Source organism: Phycisphaeraceae bacterium (genome assembly GCA_019636675.1).
Classification (GTDB): Bacteria; Planctomycetota; Phycisphaerae; order Phycisphaerales; family UBA1924; genus JAHBXC01.
In genome coordinates this window covers 84,599-103,150 of the sequence record JAHBXC010000005.1, presented here as the reverse complement: position 1 = coordinate 103,150, position 18,552 = coordinate 84,599, and the positions used below count along the sequence as shown (strand labels likewise).

Below are 18,552 nucleotides of genomic sequence, written 5' to 3'. Positions count from 1 at the left end.
ATTCAGCGACGGATGACGAGGAACGACAGCTCGATGGGAGCGGGGTCGATCGCCAGGCCGCTGATGCTGCGGAAGTACACCGTCACGAAGCCCGGCGCCTGAACCTCTGCGCCGGTGATGTAGAGATTGAACACATTCGGGTTGTTCGTCGCGATGACGAAGTCGCTGCGCTGCACGCCGGGGACCGCGAACGCCGCGCCGACGAGCCCTCCGGCGGGGATCAGGCCGAGGTCCAGCGTGAACGGCCCGGCCGCGAACATGTTGCTGATGCCCCCGCCCGCGGGGAACTCGATCCCGCCGTTCGCACGGACCTTGCCGGTGACGAGCGAGTCGCCCTGCACATGGAGTCTGGCCTGTGGGCTGGCGGTTCCGATCCCGACATTGCCCCCGGCGTCGTTGAGGACGATGTTGCCCCACTCGCTGCCGCTGGAGCGGGTCGCACGGAAGCGCGCAAAGCCGTTGGTCGCGCCGCTCAGTCCGATCGAGAGCGTCGTGTGCCCACCGCTCGATGAATTAACGCCGAGCAGGATTCCTTCCGGCGACACGATGTGCATCGGCGCGAGCGGCTGCGCGGTTCCCAGACCGACTCGATTGCCCGCCTCGTTCACGACGATCCCGCGGGTCTGCACGGAGTACGGCGACGCCGAGATGCGTTGACGCTGCGGCAGCGTCGTGAACGATGGCTCCTCGCCCACGCCGTCCCACGCGGGCGTGCGTACTCGGATCTCGAGCCATCGGTCGCCCGTCAGCGGCCACGCGCCGAAGTCGAGGGTCTCGGTGAAAAGGCCGTCCTCAACGATGACGCCGTCCTGGAACACGTGCGCGAGCGGCTCCGCGCCGCCCGACTCGCTGACCCAGAGCCCGAAGCGGAAATCCGCGTCGCCCGTGTAGGGTTGGCCTTGATACAGCAGGCTCCCCTGGTAGGTGAAGGCGGAGGAGTGCTGTGCGAGCGTCTCCGCTGCGGCGGACAGCAGCAGGGCGGCGGTCAGGCACGAACGGATGGGGGGTGCGAACATGCTGGGTCTTTCTGAGAGTGGTCCGTTCTCGACGCTCGACGAGCGCCTCTCGGGAGTCAGTCCGTCGCCCCGGGCCTCGCACCGACACCTTCCGGAAAGAAAAAACCCCGCGTTGGTCGCGGGGCTGTTTCGTGCTCGTCTCGCTCGAAGATCGCTTACTTCTTCTGCTTGCTCTTCCAGCTGTTCTTGTAGGTCGTGAGCGCGTTCTTCAGATCGGTCTCGATCTGGTCGTTCAGTTCCTTCTTCTCGGCGATGGCGTTGCGGATCGCGATCGCGTCGGCGTGGAAGTAGGCGAGCATGCCCTTCTCGAACTCACCGACCTGGGGCACCGGCACGTCGTCGAGGTAGCCCTTGGTGCCGGCGTAGATCGAGATGACCTGGTCGGTCACGTCCATCGGCTGGTACTGGGGCTGCTTGAGGAGCTCGACCATGCGACGCCCGCGATCGAGCTGGCGCTGGGTGGCCTTGTCGAGCTCGGTGCCGAGCTGGGCGAAGGCCTCGAGCTCGCGGAACGACGCGAGGTCGAGTCGGAGGGAGCCGGCGATCTTCTTCATGGCCTTGATCTGCGCGCTGCCGCCGACTCGGGAGACCGAGATGCCGGCGTTGATGGCGGGGCGCTGACCGGCGAAGAAGAGCTCGGGCTCGAGGTAGATCTGGCCGTCGGTGATGGAGATGACGTTGGTCGGGATGTAGGCCGACACGTCGCCTTCCTGCGTCTCGATGATGGGCAGCGCGGTGAGCGAGCCGGCGCCGTTCTCCTTGGAGAGCTTGGTGGCGCGCTCGAGGAGGCGGGAGTGCAGATAGAACACGTCGCCGGGGTACGCCTCGCGGCCCGGGGGGCGGCGCAGGAGGAGAGAGAGCTGGCGGTACGCGACGGCCTGCTTCGAAAGGTCGTCGTAGATCACGAGGGCGTGCTTGGGGGTCTTGCCCTCCTTGCCCTGCCACATGAAGTACTCGCCGATGGTCGTGCCGGTGTAGGGCGCGATGTACTGCATCGGGGCCGGGTCGGACGCGCCGGCGGAGACGACCACCGTGTACTCCATCGCGCCGTTGGCCTTGAGGGCCTCGACGACGGCGGCGACGGTGGACTCCTTCTGGCCGACCGCGACGTAGATGCACACGACGGCTTCGGGGGTGCCCCAGTAGCGCTTCTGGTTGACGATGGTGTCGATCGCGACGGCGGTCTTGCCGGTCTTGCGGTCGCCGATGATGAGCTCGCGCTGGCCGCGACCGATGGGGATCATGGCGTCGATGGCCTTGATGCCGGTCTGCAGGGGCTCGTGCACGGGCTGACGGTCGGCGATGCCGGGGGCGATGATGTCGACCTTGCGGCGCTGGGCGGTGCGGATCTCGGGGCCGCCGTCGATGGCCTGGCCCAGGGGGTCGATGACGCGCCCGAGCATCTCCTCGCCGACGGGGACGTCGAGGAGGCGGCCCGTCGAGCGGACGGTGTCGCCTTCCTTGATGTTCAGGTAGTCGCCGTAGACGACCGCGCCGATGGTGTCGAGCTCGATGTTGAAGACCTGGCCCATGACGGCGCCTTCGGAGGTCTGGAACTCGAGGAGCTCGCCGGCCATCGCGTTGGACAGGCCGTAGATCTGCGCGATGCCGTCGCCGATGGAAACGACGCGTCCGACCTCGGAGACTTCGAGCTCCGTGGAGTACTGCTCGATCTCCTGCTTGATGATGCTGGTGATCTCGTCGGTTCTGATCTTCATGGGTCTGTCCTGAGTGGCCCTGGTGCTATGAAGCCGCCCGTGGTCGCGTCGCGACGCGGGAAGCGGTGGGTGTCCGAGTCAGCGTGTCGTGAACGAGTATTCGATGGTCACGTTGGCGGTGACGGTGATGAGTCCTGGGTTGACGGGGGGCTGGCCGGCGCCGTCCATCTCCATCGAGGCGGCGCGCATCGCGACCATGTCCTTGGCGAGGAAGGGTCGCGCGAAGTCGCGTTCGACGGTGACCCGCCGCGGCGCGCCGAGCTCGAGGTTCGAGACCATCGCCACGGTGCGCGCGTCGGCGCGGGCCTTGGTGACGGCGTCGGCGACGGCGCCCATCCGCGCCTCGGAGGAGTCCTTGAGCCCGAACTGCAGCGAGAGGATCTGGTTCGCCCCGGCGTTGATCGCTTCCTCGATCGCCTTGCCGGTCAGCTCGAGCCGCCCGGTCTTCACCTCGACGGTGTTCGTGACCGTGTAGCCCAGGATGCCCAGCTGGCGCCCCGTCTTGGGGTCGAAGTTGTAGCGGGGCGAGACCTGGAACCCGGCGGTGGTCACCGCCCTGTCGCCCAGCCCGACGCGGTTCAGCGCGTCGACGACGGCGCCGGTGCGACGGTTGTTCTCGCGGACCGCTTCCTCGGCGGTCTTCGCCTCGGTGACGACGCTCACGAGCACACGCGCCTCGTCGGGGGCGACCTCGACCATGCCGGTGGCGCTGACCACGATCATCGGCTCGGCCGACTCGGCGCGAACGACCAGCCCGCCGCGCGGGCTGTCCTGCGCGACGCTCGACGCGGCGCAGCCGAGCATCGCGGCGAGCGTGACGAGCGACGGGATGAGCGTGGTCGTGCGCATGGCGTTCAGCTGTTGTCCTCGATCAGGCGCCCGATCTGCGCCTTCATGGCGGCGGCGCCCTGCGTGGAGAGGCGCTCGCGCAGGCGCCGGAGGCGGGTCTGGACGCTCGCGTCGTAGAGCTGGTCGCCCACGCGCAGCTTGAGCCCGCCGATCATCGAGGGGTCGTGGTAGCGGTGCAGGACGGGCTCCTTGCCCAGCTTGGCCTGCAGCTTGTTCTTCAGGGATTCCATCTGGTCGTCGTCGACCGGGTGGACGGTGATGACATCGACCTCGACGCGCCCGAAGCGCGCCTGGACGATCTCGTCGTAGGCGCGGGCGATCACGCCCAAATGCCCGAGGCGCTCCTTGTCGTTGAGCACGAGCATCAGGTTGACGATGATCGGGTCGGCCTTGCCCTCGAACATCTTCTTGATGGAGGCGCGCCGGTCTTTGACGGCGAGGATCTTGGACGAGAGGAACTCGGCGAAACGCGCGTCGGCGCGCGCGAGCTCGACGATGTCGCCCAGCTGGGCCCCGAGGTTCTCGATGTTCGTCTGGCCGCCCTTGGCCTCGGCGACCTCGAAGAGACTCGCGGCGTAGAGGCGGGCGACGGCGTCGGGCTGTCCTTCGTGCAGGGGCATGGGTCGTGTTCCGCGTGGGGCGATGTCGGGACAGACGCGATCAGTTGCGCGACGCTTCGAGCTGGCCGATCGACTCGTCGATCATGCGGCGCTGGTCGGCGGCGGAGAGCTCTCGCTTGAGGATCTTGGCGGCCAGGTCGGTCGCGAGGACCGCGGCCTGGGTGTAGATCTCGCTGACCGCCTGCTTCTTGGCGGCCTCGATGTCGCGCTGGGCGCGCTCGCGCAGGATCGTCAGCTCGGCGTCGGCCCGCGCACGCAGGTCGGCGGCGAGGGTCGACTGCTCGGCCTTGGTCTTCTCGATCAGCTGCTGGGCCTCGGCGCGGGCCTCGGCGAGCGACTTCTCGTAGCGCTCGAGGGCTGCGGCGGCCTGCTTGCGCGCGTCCTCGGCGGCCTGGATCTCGGCGCGGATCTTGTTCTGGCGGTCCTCGAGGGCGCCCAGGATCTTGGGCCACACGACCTTGCCGAGGATCGCGAGCACGATCGCGAAGGTGACCAGCGTGGCGAAATACTGGATCAGCTCGAAGGACATCGGGCTCGCGCCCTCCTCCGCCGCCGCGAGCGCGGGGGAGACGAGTGCCGGGAGGCCGAGGGCGGCGGCGAGGACACGAGAAGTGGGCTTCATGGCGTGCTCTCAAGACGGCGTCGGGCGGTCGCCGACGCGGGGGTGAAGCGGGAGGAGCGCCTGGGGCGCGAGGGCTCGTGCGGATCGTGCGACGATGCGCGCGGGCCCTCGCGCCGGAACGCGAGGGTTTGTGGATCGGATCACGCCGCGAGCAGGGCGAGGAAGCCGCCCAGGACCGCGAACAGGGTCGCGCCTTCGACGAGCGCGGCCGCGATGATCATGTTGGTGCCGATGGTGCCGGAGGCCTCGGGCTGGCGAGCGATCGACTCGACGGCGGAGGAGCCGATCTTGCCGATGCCCAGGCCGCCGCCGATGACCGCGAGACCCGCGGCGAGACCCGCGCCGACGCCCTTGCCCCAGTTGGGGATGGTGACGACGGTCTCGGTCCCGGCCTGCGCGAGGGCGGGGGAGGAGGCGAACGCGACGGCGACGCCGGCGGCGACGGTGTACTTGACGAGGGTGGCGATCTTCATGGCGTGTCGAACTCCGTGCTTTCCTCGCGCCCTCGACAAGGTCGGGCGCCGAACTCGGTGTGCTCACCGCCGGGTGTCGGCGGGGAGTGTTGGCAATCCTTGGCCGAGCGGGCGACTCACCCGCTCGGGAATCGCGACTCGCGGTCAGGCGAGGCGCGGGTGAAGCGTTTGATCAGTGCGCCGCGGCAGGGGCGTGCGCGTGGTGGTCGTCGTGCTCGTGCTCGTGCTCGTCGTGGTGGTGGTGCGACAGCTGCGCGATGAAGAGCGTCGTCAGGAACATGAAGATGAAGGCCTGCAGGAAGCCGACGAAGATCTCGAGGAAGAAGATCGCCACGCCGCCCAGCAGCGCGAGGATCATCACCGGAGAGCCCATCGCCCAGCCCAGCGCAGCCGGGGCGGCGGCGGTGAAGCCCAGCAGCACCGCGAGGAGCACGTGGCCGGCGGTCATGTTCGCGAACAGACGCAGGGCCAGCGCGAAGGGCTTGACGAACATGCCCATCAGCTCGACCGGCACCATGATCGGGGCGATGTACCACGGCGCGCCGCCCATGAAGTGGGCCGCCCAGCCCTTGAGGCCGGACTCGCGGATGCCGTTGATCTGCCACACGATGAACGCGATGGTCGCGAGCCCGCCGGTCACGGCGAGGCGACCGGTCGCCGTCCCGCCCACGACGGCGAAGTGCGAATCGCCCCAACCCAGCCCGCCGATGAGGTGCTGGAGGTCGAGGATCGGGACCAGCCCGAGCATGTTGTTGAACAGGATGAAGAAGAACAGGGTGAGCAGGAAGGGGGTCAGCCGGCGTCCCTGCTTCTCGCCCAGCTGCGGCATGATCACGGTGTCGCGCATGTAGAACGCGATGACCTCGATCAACTGCCCGAAGGGCCCGCGCGCCAGGTAGCGGTCGTTGCCCATCGTCTCGGGGCCCGTCGCGATCGCCTTGGCGGCCTTCGTCATCGCCCAGATCGTCAGAAGGGCGGCCAGGAAGAGCGTGACGGTGTGCATCGTCATCGCGCCGAGGAAGGTCCCGGTGTCGAACAGGGTCTTGTCGAGCACATGGCCCAGCGGATCGGCGGCGAGTGTGGTCGTCGTCATGGGTGGCTTCGAGAGCAAGAGCGGCGGGAGCGTCGGGCGAGACAGCAGGGGAGGGTCTCAACCCGGAGCGGGGACGAAAGAAAGGGGACGGGCGGGCGCCACGCCCACCATGGCGCGGCCGCGAGGATCCTGGACTCTTCCTCCTCGTCGTTCAGCCGGCGAGCGCGGCCTTGAGACGGGCGCCGGCGACGCTCGCCTGCGCGATGTTCACGCACAGGAAGGTCATCACGGCGCCCACCAAAAGGCCCGCCGGGTCGGGACGGGAGGCGGAGTATAGCCCTATCGCCGCGATCGTCACCCCCAGCATCGAGAGCGCTTGCGCGCCCAGAAGAATGAACCCCCAGCGCGCCACCGGGCGGGGTTTCCAGGGCTGCACCGCGAGCGTCCCGATCAGGGTCCCGAGCAGGCCGGCCCCGGCCCCGGTGGCCGCCCCGACCCCTGCGCCGGGACGGATGAACGCCGACACCCCCCAGAGCCCGACGCCCACCAGCGCTGACAGCCCGAGCGTCAGCGCGACCAGCTTGGCCGTGGGCAGGGAGACCGGCGTCTGGGCCCCCTTCGGAGGGGGTGCGATGGGCGGGCCGTACGCGTCGGTCACGGGTGATCCTCCCCGGCTCCGGCCGCCCGCCGCGCGGCCCGGGCCTTCTCTTCCTCGAGCATCTTCTCGTACGCCTCGGGCCCCTTCGGGGGCATGGGCGCGCCGCCCGGGCGGGTGCGCGGGCGGTCCCACCCCCCGTTGGCGCTGTTCACGCGCGTCATCGCCCGGGCCCGACGGATGAAGTTGACCCCGCCACCCACCGTCCCGATGACGATCCCCACGAACAGCAGCCAGGGCTCGCTGCCCAGTTGCCGGTCGGCGGCCCACCCCAGCAGGGCCAGGATCGCGATCGCGCCGGCCAGCTCCATGCCCATCGCGCTGACCCCCCAGAGCCGGCGCATCTCTTTCTGGTTGAACAGTTCGCCCTTAGCCATCGCGGCGCAGTGTAGATCTTCCACCACCGGAGCGTCCGAAAAACCGAACACACCCTGACCCGCACGCGTCCAACGGACGAAAAGAAGGGTGGAGACACGACCGTTCCTCGCGCACGGAGCCGCGCCCCATGGTCGCACGCATCGAGCAGGACCATCAGCGATTCCGACAGATCGTCAAGGGGAAGATCCGCAAGGACCTGCGCCGGTTCCTCACCCGGGGCGAGCTCATCGGCAAAGAGGGCAAACGCTTCGTCTCCATCCCCGTCCACGACATCGACATCCCCACCTTCCGCTACGGCGACAACTCGCCCGGCGTCGGCGCGGGCGACGGCGAGGGCGACGGGGACTCGGGCCAGAACGGATCGGGCAACAAGAACACCGGCGGCGACCAGGCCGGCAAGCACCTGCTCGAGGTCGATGTCTCCCTCGAAGAACTCGCCGACATCCTCGCTGAGGAACTCAAACTCCCTCGCATCGAGCCCAAGGGCGCGCACAACATCACGACCATCAAGGACAAGTACTCCGGCGTGCGCCAGACCGGGCCCGAGTCGCTGCGCCACTTCAAGCGCACCTACCGCGAGGCGCTCAAACGCCAGCTCGCGATGGGCGATTACGACCCCGACAACCCCATCATCATCCCCATCCGCGAGGACCGGCGCTACCGCTCGTGGCGCGAGATCAAGGCGCCCCAGAGCAACGCGGTCATCGTCTACACGATGGATGTCTCCGGCTCGATGGGCGACGAGCAGAAGGAACTCGTGCGCCTCGAGGCGTTCTGGATCGACACCTGGCTGCGCCGCAACTACGACGGGATCGAGAGCCGCTACATCGTCCACGATGTGCAGGCGAAAGAGGTCGACCGCGCGACCTTCTTCAGCGTGCGCGAAGACGGCGGCACGCGCATCTCGTCGGCCCTGCAGGTCGCGCAGAAACTGCTCGCCGACCACTACGACCCGGGCGACTGGAACATCTACCTCTTCCACTTCTCCGACGGCGACAACTCGTCCGAGTCCGACAACCGCCTCTGCGTGAAACTCCTGCAAGAGTCGCTGCTGCCGCAGAGCAACATGTTCGGCTACTGCCAGGTCGCCAGCGCCTACGGCAGCGGGAACTTCATCAATGTCCTGCACGAGGCCTTCCCCGGCTGCGCGACGGACAAGAAGGAAGCGAAGAACCCCACCGGCGCCACCGCCGACGGGCGGGGCGACCTCGACTCGCGCCTGGTCACCAGCCGCGTGAACAGCAAGCCCGACATCCACGACTCGCTGCGCACCTTCTTCGCGGCGGGGCGGTAGCGGCGCCCCGGCCGATCACGTCAGCAGTTTCTCGACCTCCGACGCAGACAGCACGCGTCCGCTCGACCTCACCTTGCCGTCGATCGCGAGCGCCGGCGTCATCATGACCCCGCGCGCGATGATGTCGTCCATTTTCTCGATCTTGGCGATCTCGGCGTCGATGCCCAGATTGGCGACCGCCTCGCGCGCGGACTTCTCGAGCGCTTTGCACTTCGCGCAGCCGGTTCCCAGGATCTCGATTTTCGTAGCGGCCATGACGGACTCCCTTCGAGCGATCAGAACAGGTTGCCGAACACCAGGCCGGCGAGAGTCGAGCCCACGATGACCACGGTGACATACACCGCGGCTTTCTTGAGTCCGACGACGCCGCGGATGACGAGCATGTTGGGCAGCGAGAGCGCGGGCCCGGCGAGGAGCAGGGCGAGCGCGGGCCCCTTGCCCATGCCAGAGCCGAGGAGCCCTTCCAGAATCGGCACCTCGGTGAGCGTAGCGAAGTACATGAACGCGCCGACGACCGAAGCGCCAAGCGTCGCGCCGAAGCTGTTGCCCCCGACCGCCCGCTCGACCCATTCGGGCGGGATAAGCCCGCGCGCCTCGGGCGTGCCGAGCAGCACGCCCGCGAGGAACACCCCACCGATGAGCAGCGGCGTGATCAGCTTGGCGTACCCCCAGGTCTGCGCCCACCACTCACGCCCCTGATCGCCCGCGCGCGGCATCATCAGACACAGCGCCACCACCCCTGACGCGAACGGGACGCTCGGCTCATTCTGAAACAAGAACGCGACCGCCCCGACGAGCCAGCCGGCGCCGATGAGCCCGAGCAGCGGGAAGCCGAACCAGCGCCAGAGAACCGCTCCCATCGGGACCGCGGCGCCGGTCGTCAGCACCCATTTGTTCTCGTAGACCCCGTGCCAGAACCCGGCGGCGTCGGGCGAGGCGCCCCAGTTCGCGAAGATCAGCACAGCGATCATCAGGCCAAAGAGCAGCGCGAGCTGGTGCAGCGGGCGCGCCTCGCCCGCGTCGGGCTCGACGAACTCCGGGGGCGGCGTCCCGTTCGCCTTACCGCGGCGCTCGAAGATGGCCGCCATCGTGAGGCCTATCACGACGCTGAACACGACGGCGCCGATCGCTCGAGCGAGCCCGAGCTCCAAGCCGAGAACCCTCGCGGTCAGGATCACCGCGAGCACGTTGATCGCCGGACCGGCGTACAGGAAGGTCATCGCGGGGCCGATCCCGGCGCCCATCCGATAGATCCCAGCGAAGAGCGGCAGCACCGTGCACGAGCACACCGCCAGGACGCAGCCCGAGGTCGCGCCGACCCCGTACGCCGCCGGCTTCCTGGCCTTCGGGCCCAGATACCTCAGCACCGCGGCCTTGTCGACGAACGCGGCGATCGCGCCGGCGATCAGAAACGCGGGTAGCAGGCAGAGGATGACATGCTCGCGCGCGTACCAGCGCGTCAGGCGCAGCCCCTCACCCACAGCCGCCTCGACCGCGGGGGCCCCGATGGGCAGCAGGTAGATGCCGAGAAACAGCGCCGCGAGCGACGCGAGCTTCAGCCACTCACGCCTATCCATGATCACGCCCCTTCCTCAGCCCGCCGGCGCACGACGCGTGGTGAGGGCAGTTCGCGGCGGTCTCGATCAGCGGGCATGCGTCAGTGAGCCGGTCCGACATACAGGCAGCAGCATACCGGGGGCGGGCCTGGCTCGACTGTGACCGAGGGCTGCTCAGAAGGTCAGCACATCCCACCCGTCGCTCTGGAGCATCTCGCTGAGGGGTTGCCCCATGGGTTCAACCGGCAGGCCGAGCGCGCGCAGGTTGTCCGCGATGCCGTAGGAGTTCGCGCAGGCGATGCAGGCGCGGACGACCACGCCGTCCTTGCGCATGGCCTCGACCTTGGCCTGCAGGTCCTTGTCGCCCACGAGCAGACGCTGCGAGGGCCCCCAGACGATCAGCGTGACCTCGTGGTACCAGCCGGCGCGTTTGGCGGCGTGGGAGTACATGAGCGCCATCCGGTGCGCCACATCCGGGTCGCCGCTGGTCCAGACGATGGCCAGTCGCGTGGGCGAGGCGGGCTCGACGCGAGTCTGCGCATGGGCGGCGGGCTCACGCGAGCCGGCGAGCATCCCAAGAAAGAACACGGCGCTCGCGCAGATCGCGAGGGCGGCCACGAGGCGGGGTTGGCGAGGGGCGTGCATGGAAACTTCTGGCGTGGGTTCGATCCGCGGCGATTCACGCGGATCAAACGCCAGCGGCGTCGCCAGTGTTCCCTCGCCGGCGCCGCGTGGTCACGGGCACGCCGTGCCGAAGTTGCTCAGCACGGTGTTCAGATCGGCGAAGTTGATCGCCCCGTCGCCGTTCGTGTCGCCCGGGCAATCCCCGGCGCTTGCCGCGTCGGTCGCGAGCACGCTCAGCGAGTACATCTGCGGCGTGGGGACGAGGTTCGTCACGCCCGGCTCGAAGTCCGACGCGCTCACGACGACGTAGTACGACCCCGGCCCCACCGTGGCGGCCGCGATGGCCAGCGTGCCGTCGGCGCCGGGCACGGGCACGCCGCTCGCGATCTCGGTCGTCGCCGGCGCCGGGCCGAGTATCCGAACCGAGAGCGTCGCCGCGTTGCGCGTGCGCGCGTCTCTGCGACTCCCCGACGAGGTATCGCAGGTACTCCCGTAGTTGAACCGCAGCCCGACCGCCGTGACGGTCGCGCTGAGCGTGCCCGGCGCGGCCACCGTGACCTGGAAGTAGTCGAGGTCGCTCTCGTTGCGGACGCTGCATCGCGACCGCGCCTCGCCGCCCGCGGTCCGCGCGACGCAGGGGGCCGAGACGACGCCGCTCTGCAGCGTGACCAGCTGCGTCGCGGTCGCGGGCGTGTCGTTGCCCTCGAACGCGTCGCCGTACATGAACTGCAGCGCGAGGATGTCGGTGTGCGCGGGTGTGTCGATCACGGGGTCGTTGATCGCGCTGAGGTCAAGGCCGCGCATCATCGTGTCGAAGACGGTCGTGCAGTGAGGGTTCACGCCGATGGCCTGGCCGATCGCGTTCTGGAGGTACACCCTGGTCCAGTAGTCCCGCGCGGCCGGGTCGAAGGGCTGTCCGGGTTGGAGATTCCAGGGGTACACCAGCGTGTTCAGGATGATCTCGCCCGAGTAGGCGTCCGCGCCCTCGTTGGCGGCAACGACGAAGAACGGGCGGCTCTGCTGGCCCGACACGAACGGGCGCGCGACGACGCGGATGTCCCCCCGACGGGTCGACCCGGGCGACCCGAGCGCCTCACCGTCGTCCACCCCGCTCTGGTTGGCGACCAGTCGGAGATCAAGGGCCGTCTCATCGGTCCACGCGCCGGCGATTGCCTGGAATCGCTGCGAGAACTCCGACAAGCCGCCGCTGTCGGCGAACACCGTGTTCATCCTCCCCACCAACTCGTTGGGGCCGGGCACGACGACCGTGGTCGGGAACTGCGGGAAGTACGCGATAGTCTCCGGCACTTCGACGCCGTCGGGCACGAAACTGAATCGCAAGTCCTGCGTGGGCACGCCCCCGGGCGGCAGCCAACTGCCGAAGGGTCGGACAAAGCTCTGTGCCCAGCCGGCGCCCCCGAGGGACGCGGCGAGCGCGGTGGCGAGTGCGATGGAGAGTGTTCGGCGCATCGGGGGTTCCTTTCTCCCCCAGAGACGCGAACCCCCACCGTACCGGATCACGCCGGTGTCGCCAAACTTTTTTCACGGGAAAGCCCCGGCGGACGCGGCGCTCCGACTCAGCCCGCAATTCCCTTGGGGGCGTCGAGCGCCTTGGGCCCGATTGTCGCGACCGTGCAGACGCCCAGGCGCCGTGTCGAGAGGTAGTCGTTCACGCCCTTGAGCGTGACGCGACCGATCTCGTCGATGCGTTCGTCGAGCGTGCGCGGGCGCCCGATCTTGCGGAAGTCCTGCGCGATGGCCGACGCGCGTGCCGAGGAGGACTCGCCGCTCATCACGAGGGTGGACTGCATGCCCACGATCGCGCGGTCGAGCTCGCTCTGGTCGATGCCCTTGCTGATGCGCGTCAGTTCGCCCCACAGGACGTCGAGCGCCTCCTGGGCGCGTTCGGGGGTGGTGCCCACATAGGCCGCGACGCGCCCGAAGGTGCGGTCGGTCCCGTAGCTGGCGCTCACGCTGTAGCAGAGCGATCGCTTCTCGCGCACCTCGGTGAAGAGGCGCCCGGACATGCCCCCGGAGAGCACGGACGCGACGACGCGCTCGAGGGTGGCGTTCCGGTCGCTCTCGGCCGGCGCGTCGTGGGCGAGGGCGATGTGGACCTGCGCCGTCTCGAGGGTCTCGTGGGTGTACCCGCGCATTGGCTCGCCGCGCGCGTCGGGGTCTGGCGTCGCGCCGGCCCAGCCATCGAGGAGCGTCGACAGGAGATCGAAGGCGGCGTCCGGGTCGACATCGCCCGCGAGAGCGAGGACCGCGCCGCCCGGCCGGGCGGTCGCGCCCCACGCGTCGCGCAACTCGTCGCGCGAGATGGCTTCGAGGCCCTCGACCGTGCCCATGCCCGAGCGGTTGATGGGGCTGGGCGCGTGGGCGGCGCGCAGGTTGAGCATGACCTTGGTCTGGGGGTCGTCGTCGAGGCCCTCCAGCGCCTGGAGGCACAGGTCCTTGACGGCGTCGAACGAGGCCTCGTCGATCGCCGGGCGGCGCACGGCGTCCACCAGCAGGGGCAGCGCGCCGGCGAGGTTGGAGCCCAGCATCGTCGCGGAGAGCGCCAGCCGGAAGGTCTGCGTCTCGCAGGAGCGACCGACGCCCAGACGGTCGAGCGCGTCGGCCTGCGCCCGCGAGTCGAGGGCGCCGGCGCCGCGGAACAGCAGCTGCGACAGCATCGCCGACATGCCCAGGCGCGCCTGCGGGTCATGGGCGGAGCCGAAGGGCAGAAGCCACGAAAGCCCGAGGGATTTGACGCCTTCCATGCGTTCGCAGATCAGCGGCATGCCGCAGGGGAGTTGCTTCACGACGATGTCGGGCACGGGTCTCTCCTCGCTCGGTGAGGCGGGGTGTATGGCGTCGCGGCGCGGGCCGCGGCGCGAGTGTAGGGCACGGTCGGGGCGGCGCGTTCGGCCCGCCCGGCGGATCCTCTTGAACGATTCCTGAAGGTTGCGTGCGCACGAGGCCGATACCCGTTGTACGATGTGACAGTCGGTCGGACGCCCCAGTGGCGCTGTGCGTCGTCCGACACATCCTCAGCTCCGACACTGAAGAGGAGACTCTGCAATGGCTAAGAAGAAGCGTGCCAAGAAGAAGGCGACTCGCAAGAAAGCCGCCAAGAAGACCGGTCGCAAGAAGGCATCGAAGAAGAAGGCCTCCAAGAAGAAGGCCACCAAGAAGCGCACCGCCAAGAAGGCTGGCAAGAAGAAGGCCACCAAGAAGAAGGCCCGCCGCAAGGCGACCCGCAAGAAGGCCAGCGCCGCCGCTGCCCCTGCCAACCCCATGATGTGATCGCCGGGCGCCTCCGACTTTGGGTCGGAAGGCATCCCCCTCGGCGCCCGGGTCAACGCCCGGGACCCGACGCGGACCACAGGACGCGTCGGCCAACTCACAGCGCCACACGAAACACAGCGGGGCCGGCTCATCGCGAGACGGCCCCGCTTCGTTTTTTGCGCGTTGCATCCTGCCGCTCGCGCGGCCCGATATCATCCCCTCCCCCCCGGAAGGTCCCCGGACCACCCCCGGGCTCCCATTGCCCGCTCCCCTCGCGAGGTCGAGTCGCACCCATGCCCCATGTGATCGCTGAGCCCTGCATCGGCACCAAGGACGTGTCCTGCACCCAGGTCTGCCCCGTCGACTGCATCCACCCCACCAAGGACGAGGCCGACTTCCAGAAGGCCGACCAGCTCTACATCGACCCCGACACCTGCATCGACTGCGGCCTGTGCGTCGACGAGTGCCCGGTCCGCGCCATCTATCCCGAGGAAGACCTCCCCGACGAGTGGCGAAAGTACGTCCAGATCAACATCGACTACTACGCCAAGAAGGGCTGAGAGCAGGCACGAGGCACGGGGCACAGGGCACGCGGGCCGGAGGGTGCGCAGCTGAACCCCGGGGCCTCTACGATCACCGTCGGATGACCACCACCCTCGCCCGACCCCACGGCACGCGCGGCTCCTGCCTCCTCCGACTCCGCGCCATGCCGCTGCCCGAGATGCGCGCCCTCCTGAGCCGCGCCCGGGACCACCTCGAAGCCATCGAATCCGGAACCCCCGACGGCGCGTGGCTCTCCTCGCTGCGAGGCGTCGTCGTCGCCAACCTTTTCTTCGAGGACTCGACGCGCACGCGCATGAGTTTCACCCTCGCCGCCCGCCGCCTGGGCGCCGAGGTGCTCGATCTGGCCGCCGGCTCGTCGTCGCTGAAGAAGGGCGAGACCCTCCTCGACACGGCGCGCGTCGTCGAGGCGATGGGCGCCCACGCGCTGGTCATCCGCCACGAGCATTCCGGCGCGTGCGACACCGTCGCCCGCGCCGTGCGCTGCGCCGTCCTCAACGCCGGCGACGGGCGCCACGAACACCCCACCCAGGGCCTGCTCGACGCGCTTGCTCTGGCGCGCGCACGCGGGCGCGACGCCGACTTCGATCTCTCCGGCCTGCGCGTCGCGATCCTGGGCGATGTCCTCAACTCACGCGTCGCGCGCTCCGACATCGCCGCCTTCACGGCGCTGGGCGCGAGCGTGGTGTGCGTCGGGCCCCCGGCGTTCGCGCCCGCGTCGCTCAAGGGCATGGGCGTCGAGGTGGCCCACGACCTCGACGCGGTCCTGCCGACGGTCGACGCGGTCCAGACCCTGCGCATCCAGTTCGAGCGCAGCGCCACCATCGCCTCGGCCCGCGATTACGCGCGCGGCTACCAGCTCACCACGGCGCGCGCCACCAAACTCAAACGCGGCGCGATCGTCATGCACCCCGGCCCCGTCAACCGCGGCGTCGAACTCGCCCCCGACGTCGCCGACGACCCCACCCGCAGCGTGATCCTTAACCAGGTCGCGGCGGGAGTCGCGGTCCGGATGGCGGCGCTGGAGCGGTGCGTGGGGGGGTGAGTGGGCGGGGTGTTTCGCGTGTAGACCTGTCCTGCAATTCGCCTCATTCGGGATGAGGCGCGGTAGGGAAAGACAAGAACCGGTAGCCCTCATCCGTCTGGCTTCACTCCTCCCACCTCTCCTCAGGGAGAGGTCGCGGAGCGCAGCGACGCTGGTGAGGGCTACCCGTCCTCCCGTGCTCCAAAGCCTCGCAGGGACGACGCGTGAACGCGCTTCGATGCGTGCACCTGCCTCGGAACGAGGCGGTGTAGGAAAGGATAAGAACCGGTAGCCCTCATCCGTCTGGCTGCGCCAGACACCTTCTCCCTGCGGGAGAAGGGGGGGCGTCGTCGGCGGTCGCTGTGGCGCGGGGTCGGGCCTCGCGGAGGATGGTCGCGAGGACGGCGTCTCTTTCTTTCGCCAGCGAGGACGCCGTGAAGCGAAGCGTCCGAACTCCCAATTCTGCGAGCTTGGCATCACGAACGCTGTCTCGCAACCGGTTGGTCTCCCCCGCGTGATGCACACCGTCGAGCTCCACGCAGAGCATGGCCTCGCGGCAGAAGAAGTCGAGGGTGTAGCCGCCGAGCGGCTGCTGGCGCCTGAACTTGAAGCCACCGAGGCGACGGCCACGCAGCCATCGCCAGAGAACCCGTTCTGGCGCCGACGATTCTCGGCGAAGCGTCCTCGCGCGTGCGGTCGACGCAGGCGATGACTTCGTGCGCCGAATGAGCATGGCCTCCGCTGGTGGGCGCGCCGTTTCTTCGTCGCTGGGTGCGGATTCGGCGGACTCCGTTCTCAATCCTCCTCCCCATGCCCCTTAAACTGCGCCACCACATGCGCCTGCACGTTCGGGGGCGCCACCTCGTCGTGGCTGTATTCCATCACGAACGAGCCCACGCCGCCGGTCATGCTCTTGAGGCGTCCGGCGTAGTTGTCGAGTTCTGACAGGGGCGCGGTCGCCTTGATGATGCACATGCCGCCCTGGCCCATGTCGGTGCTCATCACGCGCCCTCGCTTGCCGATCAGGTCGCTGGTGATGTCGCCCATGCGCTCGGCCGGGGCGACGACCTCCATGTCGACGAAGGGCTCGAGCAGCGCGGGCTTGGCCTTGGCGACGGCGTCGATGAACGCCCGCTTGCCGGCGGTCACGAACGCGACCTCCTTGCTGTCGACGGGGTGGTGCTTGCCGTCGTAGACGCTGACGCGCACGCGCGTGAGCGGGTACCCGGCGAACGCGCCGGTGTTGAGCACCATGCGCACGCCCTTCTCGATCGCCGGGAGGAACTGCCTGGGCACGCTTCCCCCGAAGGTGTCGTCGACGAACTCGAATTCCTGCTCGCCCCCCTGGATGGGCTCGACGCGCAGGAAGACCTCGCCGAACTGGCCGGCGCCGCCGGTCTGCTTCTTGTGCCGGTGGTGGCCCTCGGCCTTGGCGAGGATGGTTTCCTTGTACGCGACCTTGGGCGTGTGGGTGTCGACCTCGACGCCGAAGCGGTTCTTGAGTTTCTCGAGCATGATGCGCAGGTGCAGCTCGCCCATGCCTCGCGCGACGGTCTCGCCGGTGGCCTCGACGCGCTCGACGACGAAACTCGGGTCGCTCTCGACGAGTTTCTGGAGGGCGCCGCCGATCTTGGTCTCGTCGCTGCGTGACTTGGCGACCAGCGCGAGGCCCTGCATGGGTCGCGGCAGGTCGAGGGGCTTGAGGTGGACGCCGGCTTCTTCCGGGTGGTCGTGGAGCACGCTGCCGTAGTGGATCTCGTCGATCTTGGTGACGCAGGCGATGTCGCCCGGGATCGCGCGGTCGATCTCCTTGAGGTCCTTGCCCATGGGTCGGTGGATGTGCGCGAGCCGGACCTTCTTGGTGGAGCGGTCGACGAGCAACTGGTCGCCGTGCTTGATGACGCCCTGATGGACGCGGAAATACGCGACCTTGCCGACGAAGGGGTCGGTCGCGATGCGGAAGACGTGCGCGAGGACGTGGTCCTCGGGGTTCTGCGTGGCGCGGAAGGGGGTTTCCTCGCCGTCGTCTTCGGTCTTGAGGAAGGGTCGCGGGTTGCCCTCGAGGGGGCTGGGGCAGACATTGGCGAAGATATGGAGGAGGTCGTCGACGCCGACGCCGGTTTTCGCGGAGCAATAGACGACCGGGATGAGGTGCGACTCGCGCAGCGCCTTGATGAGCGCGTCGTGCCACTCCTCGGGGGTGATGGAGTCGGGGTCTTCGAGGTACTTTTCCGCGAGCGTGTCGTCGACCTCGGCGATCTGGTCGAGCAGCTTCGTGCGCGATTCGGCGACCGTGCCCAGGTCGGTCTCGCCGGTCTTGGTCTCGAGCAGGTCGACGACGTCCGTGCCCTTCTTGCACGGCTTGTTCACGGGCACGCACTCGGGGCCGAAGACATCGGCGATGTGGTCGCGCAGCTCGATCAGGTTCACGCCCTCGTGGTCGATCTTGTTGATGATGAGCATCGTGGGCAGTCGTCGCTCCTTGGCGAAGCGCATCATCCTGCGCGTGTTCATCTGGATGCCCACCGACGCGTCGATCACGATCGCGACGGTCTCGACCGCCGGGAAGCAGGACATCGCGACGCCGGCGAGGTCGGGGTAGCCCGGCGTGTCGATCAGGTTGATCTGGCGCCCCTCGTGTTCGAGATGGACGACGGCGGGCGAGAGCGTGTGCTTGTGGTGCTTCTCTTCGTCCTCGAAGTCGCAGACGGTGTTGCCCTCTTCGACCATCCCCATGCGCCCGGTCAGGCCCTTGTGGTGGAGCAGTCGCTCGACGAGCGTGGTCTTGCCCGCCCAGGCGTGCCCCGCCAGAGCAATGTTGCGGATGTCGTTCGTGGAGTAGGCCATGCGACGCGT

General features: G+C 68.7%; 20 protein-coding genes. 4 read left to right on the top strand and 16 right to left on the bottom strand.

Annotated elements, in window-relative coordinates:
- Positions 1-2 precede the first annotated feature (2 nt).
- The 9 genes from KF684_13220 to KF684_13180 form a co-directional block, all read right to left on the bottom strand.
- Positions 3-1,016 carry a hypothetical protein gene (locus KF684_13220; GenBank protein MBX3353887.1) on the bottom strand — a complete coding sequence of 338 codons (1,014 nt, stop codon included), beginning with the start codon at positions 1,014-1,016 and terminating at the stop codon, positions 3-5.
- 155 nt (positions 1,017-1,171) lie between these two features.
- Positions 1,172-2,734, bottom strand: coding sequence for a F0F1 ATP synthase subunit alpha (atpA, locus tag KF684_13215; protein MBX3353886.1), 1,563 nt, complete (start codon positions 2,732-2,734; stop codon positions 1,172-1,174).
- A 78-nt stretch (positions 2,735-2,812) separates the two neighbouring features.
- The gene (locus tag KF684_13210; GenBank protein MBX3353885.1) at positions 2,813-3,583 is read right to left on the bottom strand and encodes an SIMPL domain-containing protein; all 771 of its coding nucleotides are present in this window, start codon (positions 3,581-3,583) and stop codon (positions 2,813-2,815) included.
- Positions 3,584-3,588: 5 nt separating this feature from the next.
- Entirely contained in the window at positions 3,589-4,203 is a 615-nt protein-coding gene (gene atpH / locus KF684_13205; protein ID MBX3353884.1) for an ATP synthase F1 subunit delta, read from the bottom strand.
- Positions 4,204-4,243: 40 nt separating this feature from the next.
- On the bottom strand, positions 4,244-4,825 hold the full coding sequence (gene atpF / locus KF684_13200; GenBank protein MBX3353883.1) for a F0F1 ATP synthase subunit B: 582 nt from the start codon (positions 4,823-4,825) through the stop codon (positions 4,244-4,246).
- Positions 4,826-4,965: 140 nt separating this feature from the next.
- Positions 4,966-5,298 carry an ATP synthase F0 subunit C gene (gene atpE / locus KF684_13195; protein ID MBX3353882.1) on the bottom strand — a complete coding sequence of 111 codons (333 nt, stop codon included), beginning with the start codon at positions 5,296-5,298 and terminating at the stop codon, positions 4,966-4,968.
- Between the two features lie 172 nt (positions 5,299-5,470).
- Positions 5,471-6,391 (bottom strand): F0F1 ATP synthase subunit A, encoded by a 921-nt coding sequence (gene atpB / locus KF684_13190; protein MBX3353881.1) that lies wholly within the window; start codon positions 6,389-6,391, stop codon positions 5,471-5,473.
- Between the two features lie 151 nt (positions 6,392-6,542).
- On the bottom strand, positions 6,543-6,989 hold the full coding sequence (locus KF684_13185; protein ID MBX3353880.1) for a hypothetical protein: 447 nt from the start codon (positions 6,987-6,989) through the stop codon (positions 6,543-6,545).
- On the bottom strand, positions 6,986-7,363 hold the full coding sequence (locus KF684_13180; protein MBX3353879.1) for an AtpZ/AtpI family protein: 378 nt from the start codon (positions 7,361-7,363) through the stop codon (positions 6,986-6,988). The genes KF684_13185 and KF684_13180 overlap by 4 nt, the downstream gene beginning before the upstream one ends.
- Before the next feature lie 128 nt (positions 7,364-7,491).
- Here KF684_13180 and KF684_13175 point away from each other — a divergent pair, with 128 nt between their 5' ends.
- A complete protein-coding gene (locus tag KF684_13175) occupies positions 7,492-8,658 on the top strand; it encodes a DUF444 family protein (GenBank protein MBX3353878.1) in 1,167 nt (388 codons plus the stop codon).
- A gap of 15 nt (positions 8,659-8,673) precedes the next feature.
- On the opposite strand, the gene KF684_13170 is transcribed toward KF684_13175, so the two are convergent.
- From KF684_13170 to KF684_13150, 5 genes are all read right to left on the bottom strand, one after another.
- On the bottom strand, positions 8,674-8,913 hold the full coding sequence (locus KF684_13170) for a TM0996/MTH895 family glutaredoxin-like protein (GenBank protein MBX3353877.1): 240 nt from the start codon (positions 8,911-8,913) through the stop codon (positions 8,674-8,676).
- Between the two features lie 20 nt (positions 8,914-8,933).
- A complete protein-coding gene (locus KF684_13165) occupies positions 8,934-10,235 on the bottom strand; it encodes a permease (GenBank protein ID MBX3353876.1) in 1,302 nt (433 codons plus the stop codon).
- A 153-nt stretch (positions 10,236-10,388) separates the two neighbouring features.
- A complete protein-coding gene (locus tag KF684_13160; GenBank protein MBX3353875.1) occupies positions 10,389-10,859 on the bottom strand; it encodes a DsrE family protein in 471 nt (156 codons plus the stop codon).
- A 90-nt stretch (positions 10,860-10,949) separates the two neighbouring features.
- On the bottom strand, positions 10,950-12,308 hold the full coding sequence (locus KF684_13155; protein ID MBX3353874.1) for a hypothetical protein: 1,359 nt from the start codon (positions 12,306-12,308) through the stop codon (positions 10,950-10,952).
- Positions 12,309-12,415: 107 nt separating this feature from the next.
- Positions 12,416-13,660, bottom strand: coding sequence for an insulinase family protein (locus KF684_13150; protein MBX3353873.1), 1,245 nt, complete (start codon positions 13,658-13,660; stop codon positions 12,416-12,418).
- A 244-nt stretch (positions 13,661-13,904) separates the two neighbouring features.
- Here KF684_13150 and KF684_13145 point away from each other — a divergent pair, with 244 nt between their 5' ends.
- From KF684_13145 to KF684_13135, 3 genes are all read left to right on the top strand, one after another.
- Positions 13,905-14,129: a hypothetical protein gene (locus tag KF684_13145; protein MBX3353872.1), complete on the top strand. Its 225-nt coding sequence runs from the start codon at positions 13,905-13,907 to the stop codon at positions 14,127-14,129.
- 275 nt (positions 14,130-14,404) lie between these two features.
- Positions 14,405-14,671 (top strand): 4Fe-4S binding protein, encoded by a 267-nt coding sequence (locus tag KF684_13140; GenBank protein ID MBX3353871.1) that lies wholly within the window; start codon positions 14,405-14,407, stop codon positions 14,669-14,671.
- Positions 14,672-14,754: 83 nt separating this feature from the next.
- Entirely contained in the window at positions 14,755-15,717 is a 963-nt protein-coding gene (locus KF684_13135; GenBank protein ID MBX3353870.1) for an aspartate carbamoyltransferase catalytic subunit, read from the top strand.
- Between the two features lie 274 nt (positions 15,718-15,991).
- Here KF684_13135 and KF684_13130 read toward each other — a convergent pair whose 3' ends face one another.
- Positions 15,992-16,429, bottom strand: a complete 438-nt coding sequence (locus KF684_13130) for a DUF559 domain-containing protein (GenBank protein ID MBX3353869.1) — start codon at positions 16,427-16,429, stop codon at positions 15,992-15,994.
- Between the two features lie 62 nt (positions 16,430-16,491).
- The gene (locus tag KF684_13125; GenBank protein ID MBX3353868.1) at positions 16,492-18,543 is read right to left on the bottom strand and encodes an elongation factor G; all 2,052 of its coding nucleotides are present in this window, start codon (positions 18,541-18,543) and stop codon (positions 16,492-16,494) included.
- Between the last annotated feature and the right edge of the window lie 9 nt (positions 18,544-18,552).

Coding starts and splice junctions, on each gene's coding strand:
- KF684_13220 (MBX3353887.1), bottom strand. CDS start 1,016: ATGTTCGCACCCCCCATCCGTTCGTGCCTGACCGCCGCCCTGCTGCTG.
- KF684_13135 (MBX3353870.1), top strand. CDS start 14,755: ATGACCACCACCCTCGCCCGACCCCACGGCACGCGCGGCTCCTGCCTC.
- KF684_13155 (MBX3353874.1), bottom strand. CDS start 12,308: ATGCGCCGAACACTCTCCATCGCACTCGCCACCGCGCTCGCCGCGTCC.
- KF684_13160 (MBX3353875.1), bottom strand. CDS start 10,859: ATGCACGCCCCTCGCCAACCCCGCCTCGTGGCCGCCCTCGCGATCTGC.
- atpA (MBX3353886.1), bottom strand. CDS start 2,734: ATGAAGATCAGAACCGACGAGATCACCAGCATCATCAAGCAGGAGATC.
- KF684_13210 (MBX3353885.1), bottom strand. CDS start 3,583: ATGCGCACGACCACGCTCATCCCGTCGCTCGTCACGCTCGCCGCGATG.
- KF684_13145 (MBX3353872.1), top strand. CDS start 13,905: ATGGCTAAGAAGAAGCGTGCCAAGAAGAAGGCGACTCGCAAGAAAGCC.
- KF684_13170 (MBX3353877.1), bottom strand. CDS start 8,913: ATGGCCGCTACGAAAATCGAGATCCTGGGAACCGGCTGCGCGAAGTGC.
- atpF (MBX3353883.1), bottom strand. CDS start 4,825: ATGAAGCCCACTTCTCGTGTCCTCGCCGCCGCCCTCGGCCTCCCGGCA.
- KF684_13175 (MBX3353878.1), top strand. CDS start 7,492: ATGGTCGCACGCATCGAGCAGGACCATCAGCGATTCCGACAGATCGTC.
- KF684_13130 (MBX3353869.1), bottom strand. CDS start 16,429: ATGCTCATTCGGCGCACGAAGTCATCGCCTGCGTCGACCGCACGCGCG.
- atpE (MBX3353882.1), bottom strand. CDS start 5,298: ATGAAGATCGCCACCCTCGTCAAGTACACCGTCGCCGCCGGCGTCGCC.
- atpB (MBX3353881.1), bottom strand. CDS start 6,391: ATGACGACGACCACACTCGCCGCCGATCCGCTGGGCCATGTGCTCGAC.
- KF684_13180 (MBX3353879.1), bottom strand. CDS start 7,363: ATGGCTAAGGGCGAACTGTTCAACCAGAAAGAGATGCGCCGGCTCTGG.
- KF684_13165 (MBX3353876.1), bottom strand. CDS start 10,235: ATGGATAGGCGTGAGTGGCTGAAGCTCGCGTCGCTCGCGGCGCTGTTT.
- atpH (MBX3353884.1), bottom strand. CDS start 4,203: ATGCCCCTGCACGAAGGACAGCCCGACGCCGTCGCCCGCCTCTACGCC.
- KF684_13140 (MBX3353871.1), top strand. CDS start 14,405: ATGCCCCATGTGATCGCTGAGCCCTGCATCGGCACCAAGGACGTGTCC.
- KF684_13125 (MBX3353868.1), bottom strand. CDS start 18,543: ATGGCCTACTCCACGAACGACATCCGCAACATTGCTCTGGCGGGGCAC.